The 18,741-nt window shown below is 63.2% G+C and carries 18 protein-coding genes; 11 read left to right on the forward strand and 7 right to left on the reverse strand.

All coding sequences use genetic code 11. The annotated features are described in order from the left end of the window. Window position 1: 1 nt before the first annotated feature. From LIY36_RS00580 to LIY36_RS00615, 8 genes are read left to right on the forward strand one after another with little or no spacing between them, the layout of a single operon-like run. Complete coding sequence (locus tag LIY36_RS00580) at window positions 2-466, forward strand: transglycosylase SLT domain-containing protein (protein WP_226454505.1); 465 nt, start codon at window positions 2-4, stop codon at window positions 464-466. Continuing rightward, window positions 463-1,647 carry a type II secretion system F family protein gene (locus LIY36_RS00585; RefSeq protein WP_226454506.1) on the forward strand — a complete coding sequence of 395 codons (1,185 nt, stop codon included), beginning with the start codon at window positions 463-465 and terminating at the stop codon, window positions 1,645-1,647. Before LIY36_RS00580 ends, LIY36_RS00585 begins: the two co-directional genes overlap by 4 nt. A 4-nt stretch (window positions 1,648-1,651) precedes the next feature. Beyond that, window positions 1,652-3,292, forward strand: coding sequence for a GspE/PulE family protein (locus tag LIY36_RS00590; RefSeq protein WP_226454507.1), 1,641 nt, complete (start codon window positions 1,652-1,654; stop codon window positions 3,290-3,292). Continuing rightward, window positions 3,273-3,998, forward strand: a complete 726-nt coding sequence (locus LIY36_RS00595) for a hypothetical protein (protein WP_226454508.1) — start codon at window positions 3,273-3,275, stop codon at window positions 3,996-3,998. Before LIY36_RS00590 ends, LIY36_RS00595 begins: the two co-directional genes overlap by 20 nt. Continuing rightward, window positions 3,995-4,549, forward strand: coding sequence for a hypothetical protein (locus tag LIY36_RS00600; RefSeq protein WP_226454509.1), 555 nt, complete (start codon window positions 3,995-3,997; stop codon window positions 4,547-4,549). The genes LIY36_RS00595 and LIY36_RS00600 overlap by 4 nt, the downstream gene beginning before the upstream one ends. 6 nt (window positions 4,550-4,555) lie before the next feature. Next, the gene (locus LIY36_RS00605) at window positions 4,556-5,092 is read left to right on the forward strand and encodes a hypothetical protein (protein WP_226454510.1); all 537 of its coding nucleotides are present in this window, start codon (window positions 4,556-4,558) and stop codon (window positions 5,090-5,092) included. Then, entirely contained in the window at window positions 5,089-5,577 is a 489-nt protein-coding gene (locus LIY36_RS00610) for a hypothetical protein (RefSeq protein WP_226454511.1), read from the forward strand. The genes LIY36_RS00605 and LIY36_RS00610 overlap by 4 nt, the downstream gene beginning before the upstream one ends. A gap of 15 nt (window positions 5,578-5,592) precedes the next feature. Next, window positions 5,593-7,533: a secretin and TonB N-terminal domain-containing protein gene (locus LIY36_RS00615; RefSeq protein ID WP_226454512.1), complete on the forward strand. Its 1,941-nt coding sequence runs from the start codon at window positions 5,593-5,595 to the stop codon at window positions 7,531-7,533. 117 nt (window positions 7,534-7,650) lie between these two features. Here LIY36_RS00615 and etfB read toward each other — a convergent pair whose 3' ends face one another. The 6 genes from etfB to LIY36_RS00645 form a co-directional block, all read right to left on the reverse strand. Further along, a complete protein-coding gene (etfB, locus tag LIY36_RS00620; RefSeq protein ID WP_192299880.1) occupies window positions 7,651-8,421 on the reverse strand; it encodes an electron transfer flavoprotein subunit beta in 771 nt (256 codons plus the stop codon). 10 nt (window positions 8,422-8,431) lie between these two features. Next, window positions 8,432-9,652, reverse strand: a complete 1,221-nt coding sequence (gene etfA / locus LIY36_RS00625; protein WP_192299881.1) for an electron transfer flavoprotein subunit alpha — start codon at window positions 9,650-9,652, stop codon at window positions 8,432-8,434. Next, on the reverse strand, window positions 9,652-11,595 hold the full coding sequence (gene dgcB, locus LIY36_RS00630; RefSeq protein ID WP_226454513.1) for a dimethylglycine demethylation protein DgcB: 1,944 nt from the start codon (window positions 11,593-11,595) through the stop codon (window positions 9,652-9,654). The genes etfA and dgcB overlap by 1 nt, the downstream gene beginning before the upstream one ends. Window positions 11,596-11,768: 173 nt before the next feature. Beyond that, complete coding sequence (dgcA, locus tag LIY36_RS00635; RefSeq protein ID WP_192299883.1) at window positions 11,769-13,829, reverse strand: dimethylglycine demethylation protein DgcA; 2,061 nt, start codon at window positions 13,827-13,829, stop codon at window positions 11,769-11,771. Between the two features lie 15 nt (window positions 13,830-13,844). After that, window positions 13,845-14,375, reverse strand: coding sequence for a DUF5943 domain-containing protein (locus LIY36_RS00640; RefSeq protein WP_192299884.1), 531 nt, complete (start codon window positions 14,373-14,375; stop codon window positions 13,845-13,847). A gap of 78 nt (window positions 14,376-14,453) precedes the next feature. After that, window positions 14,454-15,431, reverse strand: coding sequence for a dipeptidase (locus LIY36_RS00645; protein WP_005792153.1), 978 nt, complete (start codon window positions 15,429-15,431; stop codon window positions 14,454-14,456). A gap of 218 nt (window positions 15,432-15,649) precedes the next feature. Here LIY36_RS00645 and LIY36_RS00650 point away from each other — a divergent pair, with 218 nt between their 5' ends. Together LIY36_RS00650 and LIY36_RS00655 are read left to right on the forward strand one after the other, a co-directional pair. Further along, a complete protein-coding gene (locus LIY36_RS00650) occupies window positions 15,650-16,051 on the forward strand; it encodes a lysozyme inhibitor LprI family protein (RefSeq protein ID WP_192299885.1) in 402 nt (133 codons plus the stop codon). A gap of 41 nt (window positions 16,052-16,092) precedes the next feature. Beyond that, window positions 16,093-16,509 (forward strand): DUF3010 family protein, encoded by a 417-nt coding sequence (locus tag LIY36_RS00655; RefSeq protein WP_226454514.1) that lies wholly within the window; start codon window positions 16,093-16,095, stop codon window positions 16,507-16,509. Window positions 16,510-16,608: 99 nt separating this feature from the next. Here LIY36_RS00655 and LIY36_RS00660 read toward each other — a convergent pair whose 3' ends face one another. Beyond that, window positions 16,609-17,553, reverse strand: coding sequence for a GlxA family transcriptional regulator (locus tag LIY36_RS00660; RefSeq protein ID WP_192299887.1), 945 nt, complete (start codon window positions 17,551-17,553; stop codon window positions 16,609-16,611). Window positions 17,554-17,746: 193 nt separating this feature from the next. On the opposite strand from LIY36_RS00660, the gene LIY36_RS00665 reads away from it, so the two are divergent. Further along, window positions 17,747-18,679, forward strand: a complete 933-nt coding sequence (locus tag LIY36_RS00665; RefSeq protein ID WP_226454515.1) for a choline ABC transporter substrate-binding protein — start codon at window positions 17,747-17,749, stop codon at window positions 18,677-18,679. Window positions 18,680-18,741 lie beyond the last annotated feature (62 nt).

The raw sequence follows: 18,741 nt of genomic DNA on the forward strand, positions 1-18,741 counted from the left end.
CATGCACACGCTGCGGATCGCCCTGACCTTGCTGTGCCTCGTGGGCACCGCCCAGGCCGACTGTTGGCAGTTGGCGGCCAGCCGTTATCACGTCGATCCGCTGTTGCTGTACGCCATCGCCAAGGTCGAATCCAACCTCAACCCCAACGCACGCAATCTCAACGGCGACGGCAGCCAGGACCTGGGCCTGATGCAGATCAACAGCCGCCACTTGCCCGCCCTCGCCCGCTGGGGCATTACCGAACAACAATTGATCAGCCAGCCCTGCACCAGCGTGATGGTCGGCGCATGGATCCTCGCCGGGTTTATTCAACAGACCGGCTATGGCTGGCAGGCGGTCGGGGCCTACAACGCGGGGGGCCGGCCGGATCGTGAGGCGCGCCGTTCCAGCTATGCGCTGGCGGTATGGCGCTACTACGGCGCGTTGCTGCAACAGCGCGAGCAACTGGCGAGGCCGGCACCATGATCGACATCGACGCCCGCATCATCCGTGACGGCCATTTGCAGACCCTGCGCCTGCAAGCCAGCGACCTCGCCCAGGCGCGCCAGCAACTGCAAGCCGATGGCGCCCAGGTTGTCTCACTGAAAACCCGTCGCCAGCTCAAGTTGCCCAGCCGCCGCGCCAAGTTCGCCCTGGGCCTGTTTATCCAGGAGTTGGTGGTGTTGCTCGACGCCGGCCTGGTGCTGGTGGAAGCCGTGGAGACCCTGCGCGACAAGGCGCCGCCGGGGATCAACCGCCAGGTGATGAGCGACTTGCTGGCCTCGATGTACGAGGGCAACGCTCTGTCCAAGGCCATGCAGCTCAAGCCACAGACCTTTCCCGAGTTGCTGATCGCCACCGTGGCGTCCTCGGAACACAGCGGCCAATTGGCGGTGGCGCTGCGTCGTTATCACCATTTCGAGGCGCACTTGGAGACAGTGAAAAAACGCGTCAGCGGTGCGCTGATGTACCCCTTGGTGGTGCTCAGCGTCGGCGCCTTGATCCTGTTGTTCCTGCTGTTTTTCGTGATCCCGCGCTTCGCCTCGGTGTTCGACTCGGTCACCGACCTGCCCGCCACCGCACGTTTCATGGTGTGGTGGGGCGCGCTGGTGGAGACCCGTGGCAGCGAACTATTGATCGGCGTGGCGCTGGCAATTGTCGGCCTAGTGCTGCTGTTGCGCAGCGCCGCGTTCAAGCGGCGCGTCGCCGACCTGTTCTGGAAGATCCCCAGCCTCGGCGCCCAGCGCACGCTGTTTATCCTCGCGCGGTTCTACCGCACCGCCGGCATGTTGCTGATGGGCGGGATGCCGGTGGTCACGGCGGTGCACATGTCCGGCGCACTACTGCCCGCCGAGCGTCAGGGCGCGCTGCGCCAGGCCATGACCGACATCCAGGCCGGGCAGCCGCTGTCCACGTCCCTGGCCCGCCATCAACTGACCACCGCCGTCGCCGAACGCCTGTTACGGGTCGGTGAACAGAGCGGTGAACTGGCGGCGATGTGCGAGCGCATTGCGCAATTTCACGATGAAGCGCTGGAACGCGCCATCGAACTCTTCAGCAAAGTTTTCGAGCCTCTGTTGATGCTGGTGGTGGGCGGCTTGATCGGCCTGATCGTGTTCATGTTGTACATGCCGATCTTCGAACTGGCAGGCTCCATTCAAGGGTAGCGCCATGAGCGAACAGACACGGCAATGGCAAGCATTGGCGCAACAACGCTCGATGTCCCTGGCCAACTACCTGCTGGAAGTGCTGGACAAGGCACCCGATCAACTCGCAACCATCGCCACCCCCCTGGGCCTGACGCCGATCAAACCCGAGCACCTGACGGAAAACCACTGGCGCTTCGACCTGCTGTCACTGCCCCAATCGCTGATGCACAACGTGCTGCCCCTGGACTACAAGGGCTACCCCTGCCTGGCGCTCGGCGACCCGTTCACCCTGGCCAATCGGCACTGGATCCAGTCCACTCCCAACCTGCATTCACTGCCCCTGGCGATGAGCCTGCCGGGCGCGGTCAAGGCCCAGTTGGCGCTCGCCGAAACCAGCCAGCGCGTGATGCAGCCCTTTGGCGAGGACAATGAAGACGCCCGCGTCGGCCAGGCCGCCCAGGAAATCTCCCTAAGCAGCATCGCCCGCGACGAAAACCCCGTGGTGCGCCTGATCAACTCCATGTTGTTTGATGCGCTGCAAAGCCGCGCCAGCGACATCCATCTGGAGACCAACCCCGAAGGCCTGGACATCAAATACCGCATCGATGGTGTGCTGCAAGCGATGGGCAAGGCCAACGGCCTGGACATGGCCGAGCAGGCGCTGTCGCGGATCAAGGTCCTGTCGGAACTGGACATCGGCGAGCGCCGGGTGCCCCAGGACGGGCGATTCAAGATGAAGATCCAAGGCCGTGAGGTGGATTTTCGTGCGTCGATCATGCCCAGCATCCATGGCGAAGGCGCGGTGCTGCGGATTCTCGACAAGTCCCAGCGCGGTGAATCCCTGAGCCTGGAAAGCCTCGGCCTCGCCGCCGACACCATCGCCCGCATCCGCCTGCTGGCCAGCGAGCCCTACGGCATGCTGCTGGTGACCGGGCCCACCGGCAGCGGCAAATCCACCACGCTGTACGCGACCCTGTCGGAGATCAACACCGGCGAGAAAAAAATCATCACCATCGAAGATCCGGTGGAATACGAACTACCCGGTGTGCTGCAGATTCCGGTGAATGACAAAAAGGGGCTGACCTTCGCCCGCGGTCTGCGCTCTATCCTGCGCCATGACCCCGACACCATTCTGGTCGGGGAAATCCGCGATGGCGAAACCGCCGGCATCGCGGTGCAAGCGGCACTCACCGGGCATCTGGTGATGTCCTCGGTGCACGCCAACAGCGCGTTCAGCGTGCTTGAACGCTTTACCTACATGGACGTGGACCCGGCCAGCTTCGTCGAAGCCCTCAACGGTGTGGTCGCGCAGCGGCTGGTGCGGCGGGTGTGTCCGGATTGTGCGGTGAATGCCGAACCCGACGCCGACAGCGCCCGCCTCGTCCAGCTTGCCGATGACCAACTCAAACACGGCCACTACCGCGCGGGCAAAGGCTGCGACGCCTGTCGTCACACGGGTTATCGCGGACGGCTCGCCCTGGCGGAAGTGCTCACGCTGAACGACAGCATCAAGGAGGGCCTGCTCAACCGCAGCTCGGCAGCCACCTTGCGCGAGCTGGCGCGTGAGACTGGCCATGTGTTCATGCGTGAGATCGGCCTGGCCCATGCCGCCCAGGGCCACACCACGATCAAGGAGATCCTCCGTGTCCTTCCCTTTCATTGAGCATGTGGTGTGGCTGCACAGCAGCGGCGCCGTCTGGGCTGCGCGCCCGCGCTGGCGCGGTGCAACGGTATGGCGCGCGGAACAGGCCGGCGAACCCTTGGCCGCCTGCGCCGAACTGCTCGCACAGGCGCCGCGCGGTCGCGTGCGCTTTCTGGACCGGGCCAGCGTGCTGCTGGGGTTTCCCCACGTGCATTACCTGATGCTGCCGTGGCAAGACGACCTGCATCGCCACACTGACTGGCAGGGCTTCGCCGAAGCCACGTTCAGCCAACAGGCCGGTATCGACAGCGAACACTTGCAGGTCCAGGTCGCCAACAGTAGCTTCGGCCGCGATCGCCTGGCGGTGGCCCTGCCACGGGACCTGCTGCAAGACATCCGCGAGCTGTTCAAGCTGGCGCACCTGCCTCTGGTGAGCTGCACACCGCTGCTCACGGCCGTGGCCCAGCGTTACTGGCGATACCTGCCCGAAGACTGCGTGCTGGCCGTCCCCGAAGCCAGCGGCCTCAGTTGCCTGTATCGACACAGCGGCGCGCCGTCCCAGGTGTGCGTGCTGCCCACCCGCCCCGACAGCCACTTGAGCGACAACCTGTTCACCGCCGACCTGCTGGCACAGCAACAGGCGACGGCGACGCTGATCGTCGCCAATCGCCCTGTCTCGCCCTGGCTGGGGCCCTTGCATCCGTGGCTGGAGGAATCGTCCACATGAAATCCCGGCTCGCCAGCGCCTGGCACACCCTGCGCACGCCCCAGGCGCCAGCGGTGGACTTGCAACGCCCCGACGGCGTCCATCGGCCGCTGGTCGCCGTGCTGTGGCTGCTCACGCTGGGAGTGCTGCTCAACACCTGGTTGCACTGGCAGCGCATGGACCAGCAGCAACGCCAGACCGATGCACGGGAGCAGCAGTTCATCGAGCTGACGCGACGCCAGGAGCAATTGATCCAGGCTGCGAGTCGCCTGTCGCCCCGGCAGAAACAACAGCTGGCAGCGCTATCCAAGCAAGCGGCGACACCCTTCGCGCTGATCGACGCCGTGGCGCAAGCCTGGTCCCCCGACGTGGCCCTGACCCGGGTCGAGGTCAACACCCAGACCCAGCTGTTGCACATGGAGCTGGAGGCCAGGCGGCTGGGCGATGCGTTCCGCTTTGTCGAACGGCTCAAGGCCCAGCCGCGGCTGCATGTGAACCTGCAACAAAGCACCCTCAAGACCAATGACCCGCAACACCCGGTGCAGGTCAAGATCGCCGTGGGCGCGGGGTAATCGCCCATGGACGCGTTGACTCGTCACCTGCCGCGCGTGCGCTGGCACCTCATGCAATGGCAACGGCGCCTGGGCTCCTGGGGGCTGCTGGCATTGGCCGTGATGGCGACTGCACTGGTGGTCGAAGTCACGGTGATTCAACCGGCGGGCATCGTCGACCGCCAGCGCCGCCAGGAACTGGAGGCCGGCATCGCCGAACGGCCCCAGGACGTGCAAGTCACGGAGCCTGCGGCCGTCGAAAAAATGCCCAGTGCCGACGACTTTGCGCTGCGCCTGGAACAGCTGCTGGGCTCCCTCACCCAACGCGGCTTCGTGATCGAGCAAACCACCCTGGCCTACTCCGCCCCCGGCGACACCGGGCTGCAACGCCTGGACGTGGAAATCCCGTTGGTCGGGCCCTACAGCCTACTGCGCGAGGCGTTGGTGGACATCGCGCAACAGCCGGCAGTGCGCATTGAAAACCTCATGCTGGAACGCAAGGAGATCATCAGCAGCCGGCTGAACATCAACCTCAAGATCAGCCTGCTGGGGGTGACGCAATGAAGCTGCCTCTCTATCTACGCGTGCTGTTGCTGCTCACCGTCATCGGCTGCGCCTGGCTGTTCTGGCAGGACACGCCGGACAGTCCGGTCAGCGCCCCCACGGCAGTGGCCGCCAAGCCGGTGGCCGCCGCACCGGCACCCCAGCCCGTGCACGCACCGGCGGCCATGGTCGAGCTGTTCCCCGCGCAAACCTGGACACCCCCGCCGCCACCGCCAATACCTGTGGATAACTCGCCGCCCAAACCGCCGCCGCTGCCATTCACTGTCAGTGCGCAATGGCGCTACGAGAACCAAGCGAAAATCGTCGTGCTGCAAGGCAACGGCAGCCAATACACCCTGTGCAACCGCTGCTCCGTACCGGGACGTATCGTGCCCGGCAAGATGCTCGACGCGCACTACCGGCTGGACAAACTCACCGACACGCTCGTGGTGCTGACCTACATGCCGCTCAAGCATGTCAGCACCTTGCGCCTGGATACTCACTGATGAAGGGGAATGATCATGTGGATGCGTACATCGATTCCCCTGGGCCTGGTGCTGATATTGCTTACCGGCTGCGAGACCGATCGAGCGATCAAGCACAGTGACGAACTGCGCCAGCAAGGCGACATCGTGCGCTCGGTCGAAGTGCTGCAAGCCGAAGCCAAACAGGCGCCCGACGATGTGAAATTGCGCACCGCCCAATTCAGCAAGCTGGAGTTGCTGGTCGCCCAATACAGCCGCGAAGCCAGCGCCGCACTGGTGCGCGGCGACGACGCGGCCGCCATTCGCGCGCTGCAAATCATCCTCAAGTACGACCCCGGCAACCTCGGCGCCCGCCAGGAAATCCAGAGCATCGAGGCGATGAAACAACTGCGCCCGCAACTGGCGCGGGCCTATGAAATGAAACGCGCCAACCCGGTCGAAGCGCTCAATCTGGTGCGCCAGATCATTGCGCAAAAACCCAACTACCGAGAGGCCCTGGATTTTCGCAACGCCCTGACCCGCGAGTTGGTGAGTGCCGACTACCTGAGCGCCGACCTCTCCGAAGCCATGCGCAAACCCCTGAGCCTGGAGTTCAGCGCCCAGAGCCTGAGCACGATCTTCGAGACGATAGCGCGGCTGTCGGGGGTCAATTTCGTCATCGACAAAGACGTCAATCCCAGCGCCTCGGCGAGCATGAGCGCCAGCCGCACCACCGCCGAAGATGCGCTGAACCTGCTGCTCGCGACCCAGGGCCTGGACAAGAAAATCCTCAACAACAATACGATCCTCGTGTACCCCAAGCGCCCCGACAAAGAGCGTGAATACCGTGAGCTGGCCGTGCGCACCTTTTACCTCAGCCATGGTGACGCAAAGATCGTCGCCGCCGAGATCAAGCAAGTGCTCAAACCCAAGGAAGTGCTGGTGGACGAGCGCCTGAATGCGGTGATTGTGCGCGATGGGCTGGATACGTTGAGTGCGGTGGAGAAGATGGTCGAGGCCATCGATATTGCGCAATCGGAGGTCACTATCGACATTCAGGTGCTGGAGGTCAGCCTGACGGATGAACTGAATCTGGGCATCCAGTACCCGGAGAGTCTCGGCTTGTCGGTGGGCAACCTGGCCAACGTACCCGCGGGGCTCGCGGGTGTGCCGCTGAGTGCACTGCGCGGGATCAATGGCGACAACATCCTGCTGGACTCAGGCAGCACCTCGGCCCGCATCAATATGCTGCAACGCAGCGGCAACACCGTGACCCTGGCCAACCCTCGGGTACGGGTGCGCAATCGCGAAGAGGCCCAGGTCAATATCGGCGACAAGATCCCCGTGGTCACCACCACGACGGCCAACCTGGTCACCACCTCATCCGTGGCGTACCAGGACGTGGGACTGCAGATCAGGGTCAAGCCCAATATCAGCCTCAGCGATGAGGTGAACCTGGAAGTGGATGTGGAGATGAGCCATATCACCAAGCGCATTGCTGGCTCGGAAAATGTGCCTGCCACTTTTGAATTGGGTTCGCGCTCGACCAGAACCTTGCTCACGGCGCGCAACAATGAAACCCAGGTGGTCTCAGGGCTGATCCGCACCGCCGACGTCGATGACGGCTCGGGCTTGCCGTGGTTGAGCCAGATCCCATGGATCGGCAAAAAGCTGTTTGGCACCAATCAGAGTACCCAGCAGAAAACCGAGATCATCCTGCTGCTGACTCCCAGGATCGAACGCAACCTCGACCTGCCGATTTCCCAGATCAGCACCTTCCACAGCGGCACCGAGGCGCGCAGTTCGACGGAGGGCATGATCCTGCGCGACACCACCGAGAAGATGACTCTCAAGCCTACCGGTGGCGATCCGACGCCCTCGATACCGCCACCGATGCAGCAACCGAATGCCAACTGGGCACCGCTGCCGCCGCCGTTGCCGGAATTGCTGCCCAAGCCAGCGCCGGTGCCGACACCTCAAGCCCCACAGGCACAATGAAGATCAATTGTGGGGGCTGGCTTGCCTGCGATGGCGGCGGGTCAGCTTGTACAGCCTTAGCTGATGGACCGCTATCGCAGGCGAGCCAGCTCCCACATGGTTTGCAGGGTTCTCTAGTTAGCGGACTACACCCTCTTCCACCAACAACTTGAGGATCGCCTGGGCGCCCTCCTCCGCGCTCACACCCTTGAGCACTTGCCCACCACCGCCACTGGCCTTGGCCGTCGCGGCTTTCATCCGGTCGGCACCGCTCTTGGCCTTGATCACCTTCAAACGCTTGGGCCGTGGCTTGGCCGGTTGCAGCACTGCGGCGTTGAACAGTTCATCTTCTGCCACCTCAACCTCATGCGCCGCCAACTCACCACGTTGCGCCGGGCCGTAGGCACTTTGCCGGGGCTTGGGCGCGGCGTTGTCCACCGTGGCCAAAAACGGCAGGCGCACCTTCAAGCGCCGCCGCTGGCCGCGAGGCAAGGCTTGCAGCACATGGGCCACGCCGCCGTCGATGGACTCCACTTGCGCCAACCCGACGATCAACGGCCAGCCCAGTTGCTCGGCGAGCAGGAACGGCAACATGCCCGAACCTTCGCCGGTTTCCGCCTGGCTGCCGGCGAGCACCACGTGGGCACCGGCATCGCGCAAGTATTCACTGAGCACAGGCAAGGCATCGCTGCCCGCCGGTTGTTCCAGCACATGCAGTTGCGGCAAGCCCATGCCCAAATAACTGCGCAAGGTCGGCTCGGCGATGTTGCCGGCATGCAGCACCTGCAATGTATCCCCAGCCAGTTGCAGGCCCAGCTCCACCGCGCGCGCGTCCTGCTCGGCGCGGCGCGGGCGCCCGGAGGTTGGGTGGGCGCCGATGGACACCAGGCTGATTACATTCGTGGTCATGGTCATGTCCTTAAGCGGCATCGCGCTTGGCGCCGTTGCGGTAGGTCTCGACTGCAGCGATCAAGGCTTGCAGGATCGCGGCACTTTCGCCGATCACCGACAGGTCGGCACGCTTGATCATGTCGCAGCTCGGATCGAGGTTGATCGCCACCACCTTGTCGCAGGCGCCGATGCCCTGCAGGTGCTGGATCGCCCCGGAAATCCCCACGGCCACGTAGACCCGGGCGGTGACCCAGGTGCCGCTGGCGCCGACCTGGCGATCACGGCCCATGAAGCCATCGTCCACTGCCACCCGCGAAGCGCCTTCGGTGGCACCCAGTGCGGCGGCAGTCTGGTGGAACAGCGCCCAGTCCTTCACGCCGTTGCCGCCAGAGAAAATGAACTCCGCCTCGGCCATCGGAATCGCTGCCGGGTCCACGGCCACCGCGCCGAGGTCCTCGATACGCGGCAGGCTGCGCGCCAGGGTTGTGGATAACTCCACGGGCAGCACTTCGTGCCGGGTTTCGCTGACGGGTTCAGCGCATTCCACGGCAGCCAGGATCAGGCGCGGCAGTGGCCGGGCCAGGTCTTCCTGGCCCGCGCCGGCACGGCCGATGCACTCGTCGCCCTTGATCTGCCACACCCGCGTGGCCGGACGCTCCTTGAGGCTGGCGGCAAACCGTCGTCCCAGTTCCCCACCGCCACTGCGGCTGTCCGGCAGCAGCCAGTGACGCGGGTTGAACTGGTTATCCACAGCCCGCAAACCTTGCACGCGTTGCTCCGGTGAATAACCGTCGAACTCGTGGCCTTCCAGCACCAGCAGGCGATCCACGCCCGCAGTGGCAAACGTGTTTTCCTTATGCTCGCCAAACACCACCGCCAGCACTGCGCCGTCGCTGCCGGCGAGTTGCCGGGCGAGGCCGAGCAGGTCGCGGTCGTGGCTGCTCAGGCGGCCACCGACCATGTCCGGCACCACGTTGATGTAGAACGCCGGCGCCGCCACCTGATGCAGCGGCAACTGCACTTGCACTGCCGCCGTGCGTTTGGCCGCGCCGCCCTGCTGGGCGCCGCTGCGGTCGATGCGCTTGATGCCGTTGGGGCCGATAAAACCGACGCCATGCACGTTCTTGCGGACGATGCCGTTAGGCCCCATCCAGCTATGTTGTACGGGCTGCATCGCTGCGTGCAGCGGGTGCAGACGGTTGCGGGCGATCCATTCGGCACGGGGGTCGCGGCGGATAATGTCGCTCATCAGTGCACCTCCGCAGGTTCACGCTTTAAAGGGGCTTTGCTCGGTGCGGCGTCTTCAAGCAATGCGTCGGCCACCAGCTCGGCGATGTCCTTGATCAACGGCCGCGGTTCAACCACGCCTTCGAGCATCGCCGTGCACTGTGGACAACCCACGGCCACCAGTTCGGCGCCGGTTTCGCGGATGTCTTCCATGCGCATATCGGGGATACGTTGCTTGCCGGGAATGTCGGTGATCGGCGCGCCGCCACCACCGCCGCAGCAGCGGGAACGGAAGCCCGAGCGTTGCATCTCCTTGACCTCGATGCCCAGCGCACGCAGCACTTGGCGCGGTGCCTCGTACTCGCCGTTGTAGCGGCCCAGGTAGCACGGGTCGTGATAGGTCACGCTGTTGCCTTTGTGCTGGCCCAGGTTCAGCGCGCCTTCGCCGATCAGCTCGGCCATGAAGGTGCTGTGGTGCTGCACGAGGTAGTGGCCGTTGAAGGAGCCGTACTCGTTTTTCAGCACGTGGAAACTGTGCGGATCGCAAGTGACGATGCGCTTGAAGCTGTACTTGGCCAGGGTCTGGATATTGCGCGAGGCCAGCAGTTGGAAGGTGGCTTCATCGCCCAGGCGTCGGGCCACATCACCGCTGTCGCGCTCTTCGAGGCCAAGTACGGCGAAGTCGACATTGGCGGCCTTGAGCACTTTGACGAACGCACGCAGGGTGCGTTGGTTGCGCATGTCGAAGGCCCCGTCGCCGACCCAGAACAGCACGTCGGCACTGCCTTTGTCGCTGAGCAACGGCAGGTTCAGATCCGCCGCCCAATTCAAGCGCCCCCCCGGTGCGAAGCCGCCAGGGTTGTCGGTGGCGATCAGGTTTTCGAGGACTTCGGCGCCCTTGTTCGGCGTGGCGCCCTTTTCCAGGGTGAGGTGGCGGCGCATGTCGACGATGGCGTCCACGTGCTCGATCATCATCGGGCACTCTTCCACACAGGCGCGGCAGGTGGTGCACGACCACAGGGTCTCGGCGTCCACCAGGCCATTGACGATCGGCTGATGTGGGTTGCCGCTGTGTTCACCGATGGCTTTGCCTGGGTACGGGCTCCCGGCGAACTTGGCATCGGTGCCACCGGCCAGGCCGACCACCATGTCCTGGATCAGCTTTTTCGGGTTCAGCGGCTGCCCGGCGGCGAACGCCGGGCACGCGGCTTCGCACTTGCCACACTGCACGCAGGCGTCGAAACCGAGCAGTTGGTTCCAGGTGAAATCCTTGGGTTTTTCCACGCCCAGGGGCGCGGATTTGTCGCTCAGGTCCAGCGGCTTCAGGCCAGTGGAACGGCCGCCGCCGAAACGTTCGGCGCGACGGTGCCAGGCCAGGTGCAGGGCACCGGCGAAGGCGTGTTTCATCGGGCCGCCCCAGGTCATGCCGAAGAACATTTCGGACACGCCCCACAACACACCTACGCTGAGCAGCGCGGCGAGCAGCCAGCCGCCGAAGTCCGCCGGCAGAATCCCGGCCACTGGCAGGGTCACCAGGAAGAAGCTCACCGAGAACGCCATCAGGCTTTTCGGCAGGCGCATCCACGGGCCTTTCGACAGGCGTGCCGGCGGGTTGCGCCGACGCAGGTAGACAAAGGTGGCGCCGACAAACATCAGTACCGAGGCAAGCAGCAAGGCATAGCCAAGGATGCGGTTGTGCAGGCCGAAAGCGTGCACCAGGATCGCCAGCAACGCCGACAGCACAAAGCCCAGCGCCGTGGCGACGTGGGTGTTGGCGATGTATTTGTCGCGGGCGACCACGTGGTGCAAATCGACCATGTAGCGCTTGGGCATGGCCAGCAGGCCGCCCAGCAGGTCGACTTTGGACGCGCGGCCACGGCGCCACATCATGACGCGCCGCAGCGCGCCGAGGACGGCGAGGCCCAGGGCGGCAAACAATAAAATGGGAAGCAGGGTGTTCAACATGGTGAAGCTCCCAAAGACCACACAGGTCTACTGTGAAACTGGCCCCAAATGTGGGAGCGGGCTTGCTCGCGAATGCGGTGTGTCAGCTGACGCATTCGGTGGCTGATTCACCGCATTCGCGAGCAAGCCCGCTCCCACATTTTTGACCGAGTACACATTGGTTCAAGGCTGGGTCAGAAATCCTTGCACAGGCGCAGGGCGTCGTAGATCGCAGCGTGGGTATTGCGCTGCGCCACACAGTCACCGATGCGGAACAGCAAGTACCCATCGCCCGTCTCGCTCAGGCACGGTTGCGGTTTGATCGCGAACAGCGCTTCGACGTCGATCTGGCCCTTGTTGCGCGAGCCTTCCTTGAGGGCGTAGTAGATGGCTTCATCCGGACGCACGCCGTTCTCGACGACGACCTGATCGACCACCCGCTCCTCTTTGGCGCCGGTGTATTCGTTCTCCAGCACCGCCACCAGCTTGTCGCCCTCGCGGTAGACCTTTTCCAGCATCATGTCGCCGGTCATGATCACTTCCTTGGGGTACATGCTGCGGTAGTAGGTCGGGAACGACGTACCGCCGATGGCCACGCCCGGCTTGATGTCGTCGGTGACGATCTCGACCTGGCTGCCTTTGTCCGCGAGGAAGTCCGCCACCGACATGCCGGTGAACTCGCAAATAGTGTCGTAGACCAGCACGTTCTTGCCCGGTGCAACCTTGCCGTCGAGCACGTCCCAGCTGCTGACCACCAGGCCTTCAGCCGCGCCCCAGTGTTCGTTCTGTTCCACGTTCGGATGGCCACCGACCGCCAGCACTACCACGTCTGGACGCAGGTCCATGATGGTGTCGGCGTCGGCCGCGACGCCCAGGCGCAGGTCGACTTTCAAACGCGCCAGCTCCAGCTGATACCAGCGGGTGATGCCGGCGATCTGGTCGCGTTGCGGGGCTTTGGACGCGGTGGTGATTTGCCCGCCGATGAATTCTTTCTTTTCCAGCAGGGTCACGTCGTGGCCACGTTCGGCCGCCACGCGCGCGGCTTCCATCCCGGCAGGACCGGCACCGACCACCACGACCTTGCGTTTGACGCCGGTGGTTTTTTCGATGATGTGCGGCACGCCCATGTATTCACGGGAGGTCGCGGCGTTCTGGATGCACAGCACGTCCAGCCCCTGATACTGGCGGTCGATGCAGTAGTTGGCGCCCACACACTGCTTGATCTGGTCGATCTGGCCCATCTTGATCTTGGCGATCAAGTGCGGGTCGGCGATGTGTGCACGGGTCATGCCGACCATGTCCACATAACCGCCTTCCAGGATGCGGGTGGCCTGGTTCGGGTCCTTGATGTTCTGCGCGTGCAGCACCGGGACCTTCACCACTTCCTTGATCCCGGCCGCCAGGTGCAGGAACGGCTCCGGCGGGTAGCTCATGTTGGGGATCACGTTGGCCAGGGTGTTGTGGGTGTCGCAACCCGAACCCACCACGCCGATGAAATCGAGCATGCCGGTGTCGTCGTAATACTTGGCGATCTGCTTCATGTCCTCGTGGGACAAGCCGTCCGGGTGGAACTCGTCACCGCACAGGCGCATGCCTACGCAGAAGTCGTCACCGACCTCGGCGCGCACGGCCTTCAGCACTTCCAGGCCGAACTTCATGCGGCCTTCAAAGGTGCCGCCCCATTCGTCGGTACGCTTGTTGACGCGCGGGCTCCAGAACTGGTCGATCATGTGCTGGTGCACGGCGGACAGTTCCACACCGTCCAGGCCACCGGCCTTGGCGCGGCGTGCGGCCTGGGCGTAGTTGCCGATCACGCGCCAGATTTCTTCCGGCTCGATGGTCTTGCAGGTGGCACGGTGCACCGGCTCACGTACGCCGGACGGCGACATCAGGGTCGGCCAGTTGAAACCGTCCCAACGCGAGCGACGGCCCATGTGGGTAATCTGGATCATGATCTTGGCGCCATGCTTGTGCATGGCGTCAGCCAGGTTCTGGAAGTGCGGGATGATACGGTCGGTGGACAGGTTCACCGAGCTCCACCATTCCTGGGGGCTGTCGATCGCCACCACGGAGGAGCCGCCGCAGATCGCCAGGCCGATACCGCCCTTGGCTTTCTCTTCGTAATACTTCACATAGCGGTCGGTGGTCATCCCGCCGTCGGTGGCATACACCTCGGCGTGGGCAGTACTAAGCACGCGGTTGCGGATGGTCAGTTTGCCGATCTGGATCGGCGCAAACATTGCTTCGAAAGCCATGGCACGGTCCTCGGCTTACAACGGCTTGACGGTGAACAAGCCATCATCGTGGCCCTCTTCGGAGCCTCCGTAGACTTGTTCGGCGACGGTGCGGATCTTGCTGCCACGCGCTTGCAGGATCTGGTCCATGGCACCGGCAAACCAGCCGGTGAACATGTAGTCGACTTTGCGCCCGACCTTGCCGTACACGTAGACGAAGGCCGAGTGTTCCAGCTTGACGCTGGCGGTGCCTTTGTCGAGGTCGATGTCCTGGATCTTGAACAGGCCCCAGCCGCGTTGCGACAGGCGCTTCATGTAGTGCTCGAACACCGCGACGCCTTCCAGGCCGTGGCATTCGGCTTCTTTTTCACACCAGTGCCAGGCGGATTTGTAGCCGGCTTTGTAGAGGATCTCGGCGTAGGCCTCGGCGCCCAGCACTTCTTCGATACCGATGTGGTTGTTGACGAAGAAATGGCGCGGCACGTACAGCATTGGCAGGGCGTCGGAGGTCCAGACACCGGTCTCGCTGTCGACTTCGATTGGCAATTGCGGGGCGATCTTGGCCATGGAAACTTAACTCCAGAAAAATTCTTGTTAATGCCCCCGGGCGCGGACGGCCGGGGGAGAAGATGTGTTGGCGGTGGCTTATTCGCCCCAGACGTCCTTGAGGACGTTGACCCAGTTTTCGCCCATGATCTTGCGGACCACGCGCTCGGGGTGGCCGCGCTTGAGCAGGGTTTCGGTGAGGTTGGGGAACTCGCCCACGGTGCGGATGCCCAGCGGGTTGATGATCTTGCCGAAGCTGGTCAGGCGGCGGGCGTAGCCCTTGTCATGGGTCAGCATTTCGAAGAAATCCTGGCCATGGCCCTGGGTGAAGTCGGTGCCGATGCCAATGGCGTCTTCGCCGACGATATTCATGGTGTATTCGATGGCTTCGGCGTAGTCGTCGATGGTCGAATCGATGCCCTTGGCCAGGAACGGCGCAAACATGGTCACGCCGACAAACCCGCCGTGGTCGGCAATGAACTTGAGTTCTTCATCGGACTTGTTGCGCGGATGCTCTTTGAGCCCGGACGGCAGGCAGTGGGAGTAGCACACCGGTTTTTTCGATTCGAGGATGACTTCTTCGCTGGTCTTGGAGCCGACGTGGGACAGGTCGCACATGATGCCGACGCGGTTCATCTCGGCGACGATCTCACGACCAAAACCCGACAGGCCGCCATCACGCTCGTAGCAGCCGGTGCCGACGAGGTTCTGGGTGTTGTAGCACATCTGCACCACGCCAACGCCGAGCTGCTTGAAGATCTCGACGTAGCCGAGCTGGTCTTCAAACGCGTGGGCATTCTGGAAGCCGAAGATAATGCCGGTCTTGCCCTGCTCCTTGGCGCGGCGGATGTCGGCGGTGGTTTTCACCGGGATCACCAGGTCGCTGTTTTCACGGATCAGGGTCTGGCTGGCCACGATGTTATTGATGGTGGCCTGGAACCCTTCCCACACCGACACGGTGCAGTTGGCGGCGGTGAGGCCGCCTTTGCGCATGTCCTCGAACAGGTCGCGGTTCCACTTGGCAATAATCAGCCCGTCGATAACGATGCTGTCGGCGTGCAATTCGGCTGGGCTCATCAGGCGTCCCCTTATTGGCGATTCATGCGCCGAATCGTCTGCCGGCGCTTTGGGGCCAGCATATGCCCAGGGGCCGACAGAGCCGGGTGCAAAAACGACAGGGGAATTGCCGAAAGCGTCAATCCACGACAAAGGCTAAGAACAGAGGCCTGACTGACGACTGTTCTTTGTCCTACTCTTGGGCCAGAATTCCCGCACACCTGATATGAGACGGCGCAATGAAATCGATTTTCCTGGCTTTGGCACTCATCGCAACCGGCGTCCACGCGGCCGAAGACACCGACAGCACCCCGTGCGATGGCATCGAAAACGACAAACAAACCCTGGAATGCGCTACCTACAACAAAACCACCGCCGAGCAACTGCTCAAGGATAACTACCAGGGCCTGCTGGAACGCATGGCGGCGACCTACGGCAGCGACAAAACCAAGCTGGCAGACATTACCGCTCGTCTGAAGGATGCCCAGCAGAAGTGGGAAAAACTGCGGGATGCCGATTGCGCCGTGGACACCTTCCCGGCGGTAACGGGCACCAAGGCCTATGCGATTGCAGTGAATGACTGCCTGGCGCGCATGAGTGACGAGCGGTCGGAGTTTTTGGAGTCGATTGGGCAGGAATAAGCGACAATCCCCGGCACTTTCCGTTTGAAACAAGGCTATTCATGAAGACTTGCGGCATCGAAATCAAAGGCAGCGAAGCCATCATCGCCGTCGCCTCCCTGGACAACCAAGTGCTGAGCCACGTCGCCCTGGCCACCAAAAAGATCGCCCTGGAAGACGACGACGAAGCCGCCAACGTCAAAGCCTTCGCCGCGCAAGTGAAGGCGTTTGTGCAGGCCAATGGCATCGAGCGCATCGCGATCAAGAAGCGCAGCAAGAAGGGTGAATTTGCCGGCGGGCCGACCACGTTCAAGATTGAAGGGGTGTTTCAGTTGCTCGACGGTGTGGAGGTGACGTTGTTGTCGCCACAGACTATTAATGCGCAGAACAAGAAGCACAATTTTGATCTGCCCGCGACGCTCAACAAGTACCAGCACGAAGCCTACAAAGCCGCCTGCTCGGCCCTGCTCAAGAAATAAGCCACACTGATACTCGGTGCAGCTCTGAAATTGAGTTTTATACCCAATTATGGCGGCAACTATAATTTATAGTCGCCACCATAATTGGCTAAAAAATGATCAAACAACCTCCCGTCGCCGATCCTCCCGTGGGCACTTGGCAAACCGCGCGCGGTAACTGCGGGTGAAATACGACGGCGATTCAAACCCGCACGCAATACTCACTTCCAGCACGCTCATGTCGCTCTGGCGCAGCAGTTGCCGGGCCTTTTCCAGGCGCAGGCCGAGGTAGAAATTGCTCGGGGTGTCATTCAGGTGCAAACGAAACAGGCGCTCCAGCTGGCGCCGAGTGACCTTGATCGCCTCGGCCAGGGCCAATGTGCTCAGCGGTGGCTCGGTGTGCTGTTCCATCTCGCCGATCACTTGCACCAGTTTCTTGTTGTTGATGCCGTAGCGCGTGGCGATCTGCATGCGCTGGTGGTCTTTGCGTGGGCGGATGCGGCCCAGCACGAATTGCTCGGAAACCTGGATCGCCAGGTCGGGACCATGGGCCTGGGCAATCAGGTCGAGCATCAGGTCGATGGACGCGGTGCCGCCGGCGCAGGTGATGCGGCGACGGTCGATCTCGAACAGTTCCTGGGTCACGGTCAGGTGCGGATACGATTCCTTGAAAGCATCGATGGCTTCCCAGTGCAGGGTCAGGCGGTGCCCATCGAGCAGGCCCGCCTCAGCCAGCACACAAGCGCCGGTGTCGATGGCGCCAAGGGTTACGCCCTCGTGGTCGAGGCGGCGCAACCAGTGCTCCAGCGCGGGCGTGGCGAACTGCAAAGGCTCGAAGCCAGCGACAACCAATAATGTCGCGCCTTTCTTCAGCGGCTCGAGCGCCGCGTCGGCATTGACCGACATGCCATTGCTCGCCAACACCGCGCCGCCGTCGGCGCTCAGCACGTGCCAGCGGTACAGCTCGCCACGAAAGCGATTGGCCACCCGCAGCGGTTCCAGCGCGGAGATAAAGCCGATGGCCGAGAAGCCCGGCATCAGCAAAAAATAGACATCCTGGGACATGGTGGCGCTCTCGTCGGACGGCCAGCGTGGCACTGTGATACTCCCGTTCGCGGGTGGTTTCAAGGGGGCAGGTCGCTGCAGTGCAAGAGTCGGTCGCCGCCGTGCGTTTTACCGCCGCGCAAGCTGCGTACCTTGGCTGCACGGTGCACAAAGACACCGGCCCCCACAATAACGACCTGCCGAGGGAACCACCATGAAACGACTGATGTTCGCACTCAGCGCCAGCGCACTCTTGAGTACCAACGCGATGGCGGCCGACGCGGCGTCCTGCCAGAACGTGCGCATGGGCGTGGTGAACTGGACCGACGTCATCGCCACCAGCGCCATGACCCAAGTGTTGCTCGACGGCCTCGGCTACAAGACCAAACAGACCAGCGCCTCCCAGCAAATCATCTTCGCCGGCATCCGCGACCAGCGCCTGGACCTGTTCCTCGGCTACTGGAACCCGCTGATGACCCAGACCATCACGCCGTTCGTCGACGCCAAGCAAGTCAAGGTCCTCGACAAGCCGAGCCTGGAAGATGCGCGTGCCACCCTCGCCGTGCCGACTTACCTGGCGGACAAGGGTTTGAAAACCTTCGCCGACATCGCCAGGTTCGAGAAAGAACTGGGCGGCAAGATCTACGGCATTGAGCCAGGCTCGGGCGCCAATACCCAGATCAAGGCAATGATCGCCAAGAACCAGTTCGGCCTGGGCAAGTTCCAGCTGGTCGAATCCAGCGAGGCCGGCATGCTCGCCGCCGTCGACCGTGCGGTGCGCCGCAAGGAAGCCGTGGTGTTCTTCGGCTGGGCGCCGCACCCCATGAACGTCAACGTCGCCATGACCTACCTCACCGGCAGCGACGACGCCCTGGGCCCGAACGAAGGCATGGCCACGGTATGGACCGTCACCGCGCCGACCTACGCCGAACAGTGCCCCAACGTGCACAAGTTGCTGACCAACCTGACCTTCACCGCTGCCGACGAGAGCCGGATGATGCAGCCCCTGCTGGATCACAAGGACGCCATCGAGTCCGCCAGGCAGTGGCTCAGGGATCACCCCCAGGACCAGGCGCGCTGGCTCGAAGGCGTGACCACCTTCGACGGCAAGCCGGCTGCGGCCAACCTGCAACTGTCCAGCAAATAAGCCATTTCCAACCACCGTTTCGCGGTCACTCCCGACCGCGAACGGCATCACCACGCCTGTAA

This window comes from Pseudomonas sp. AF03-9 (assembly GCF_020515815.1).
Classification (GTDB): domain Bacteria; phylum Pseudomonadota; class Gammaproteobacteria; order Pseudomonadales; family Pseudomonadaceae; genus Aquipseudomonas.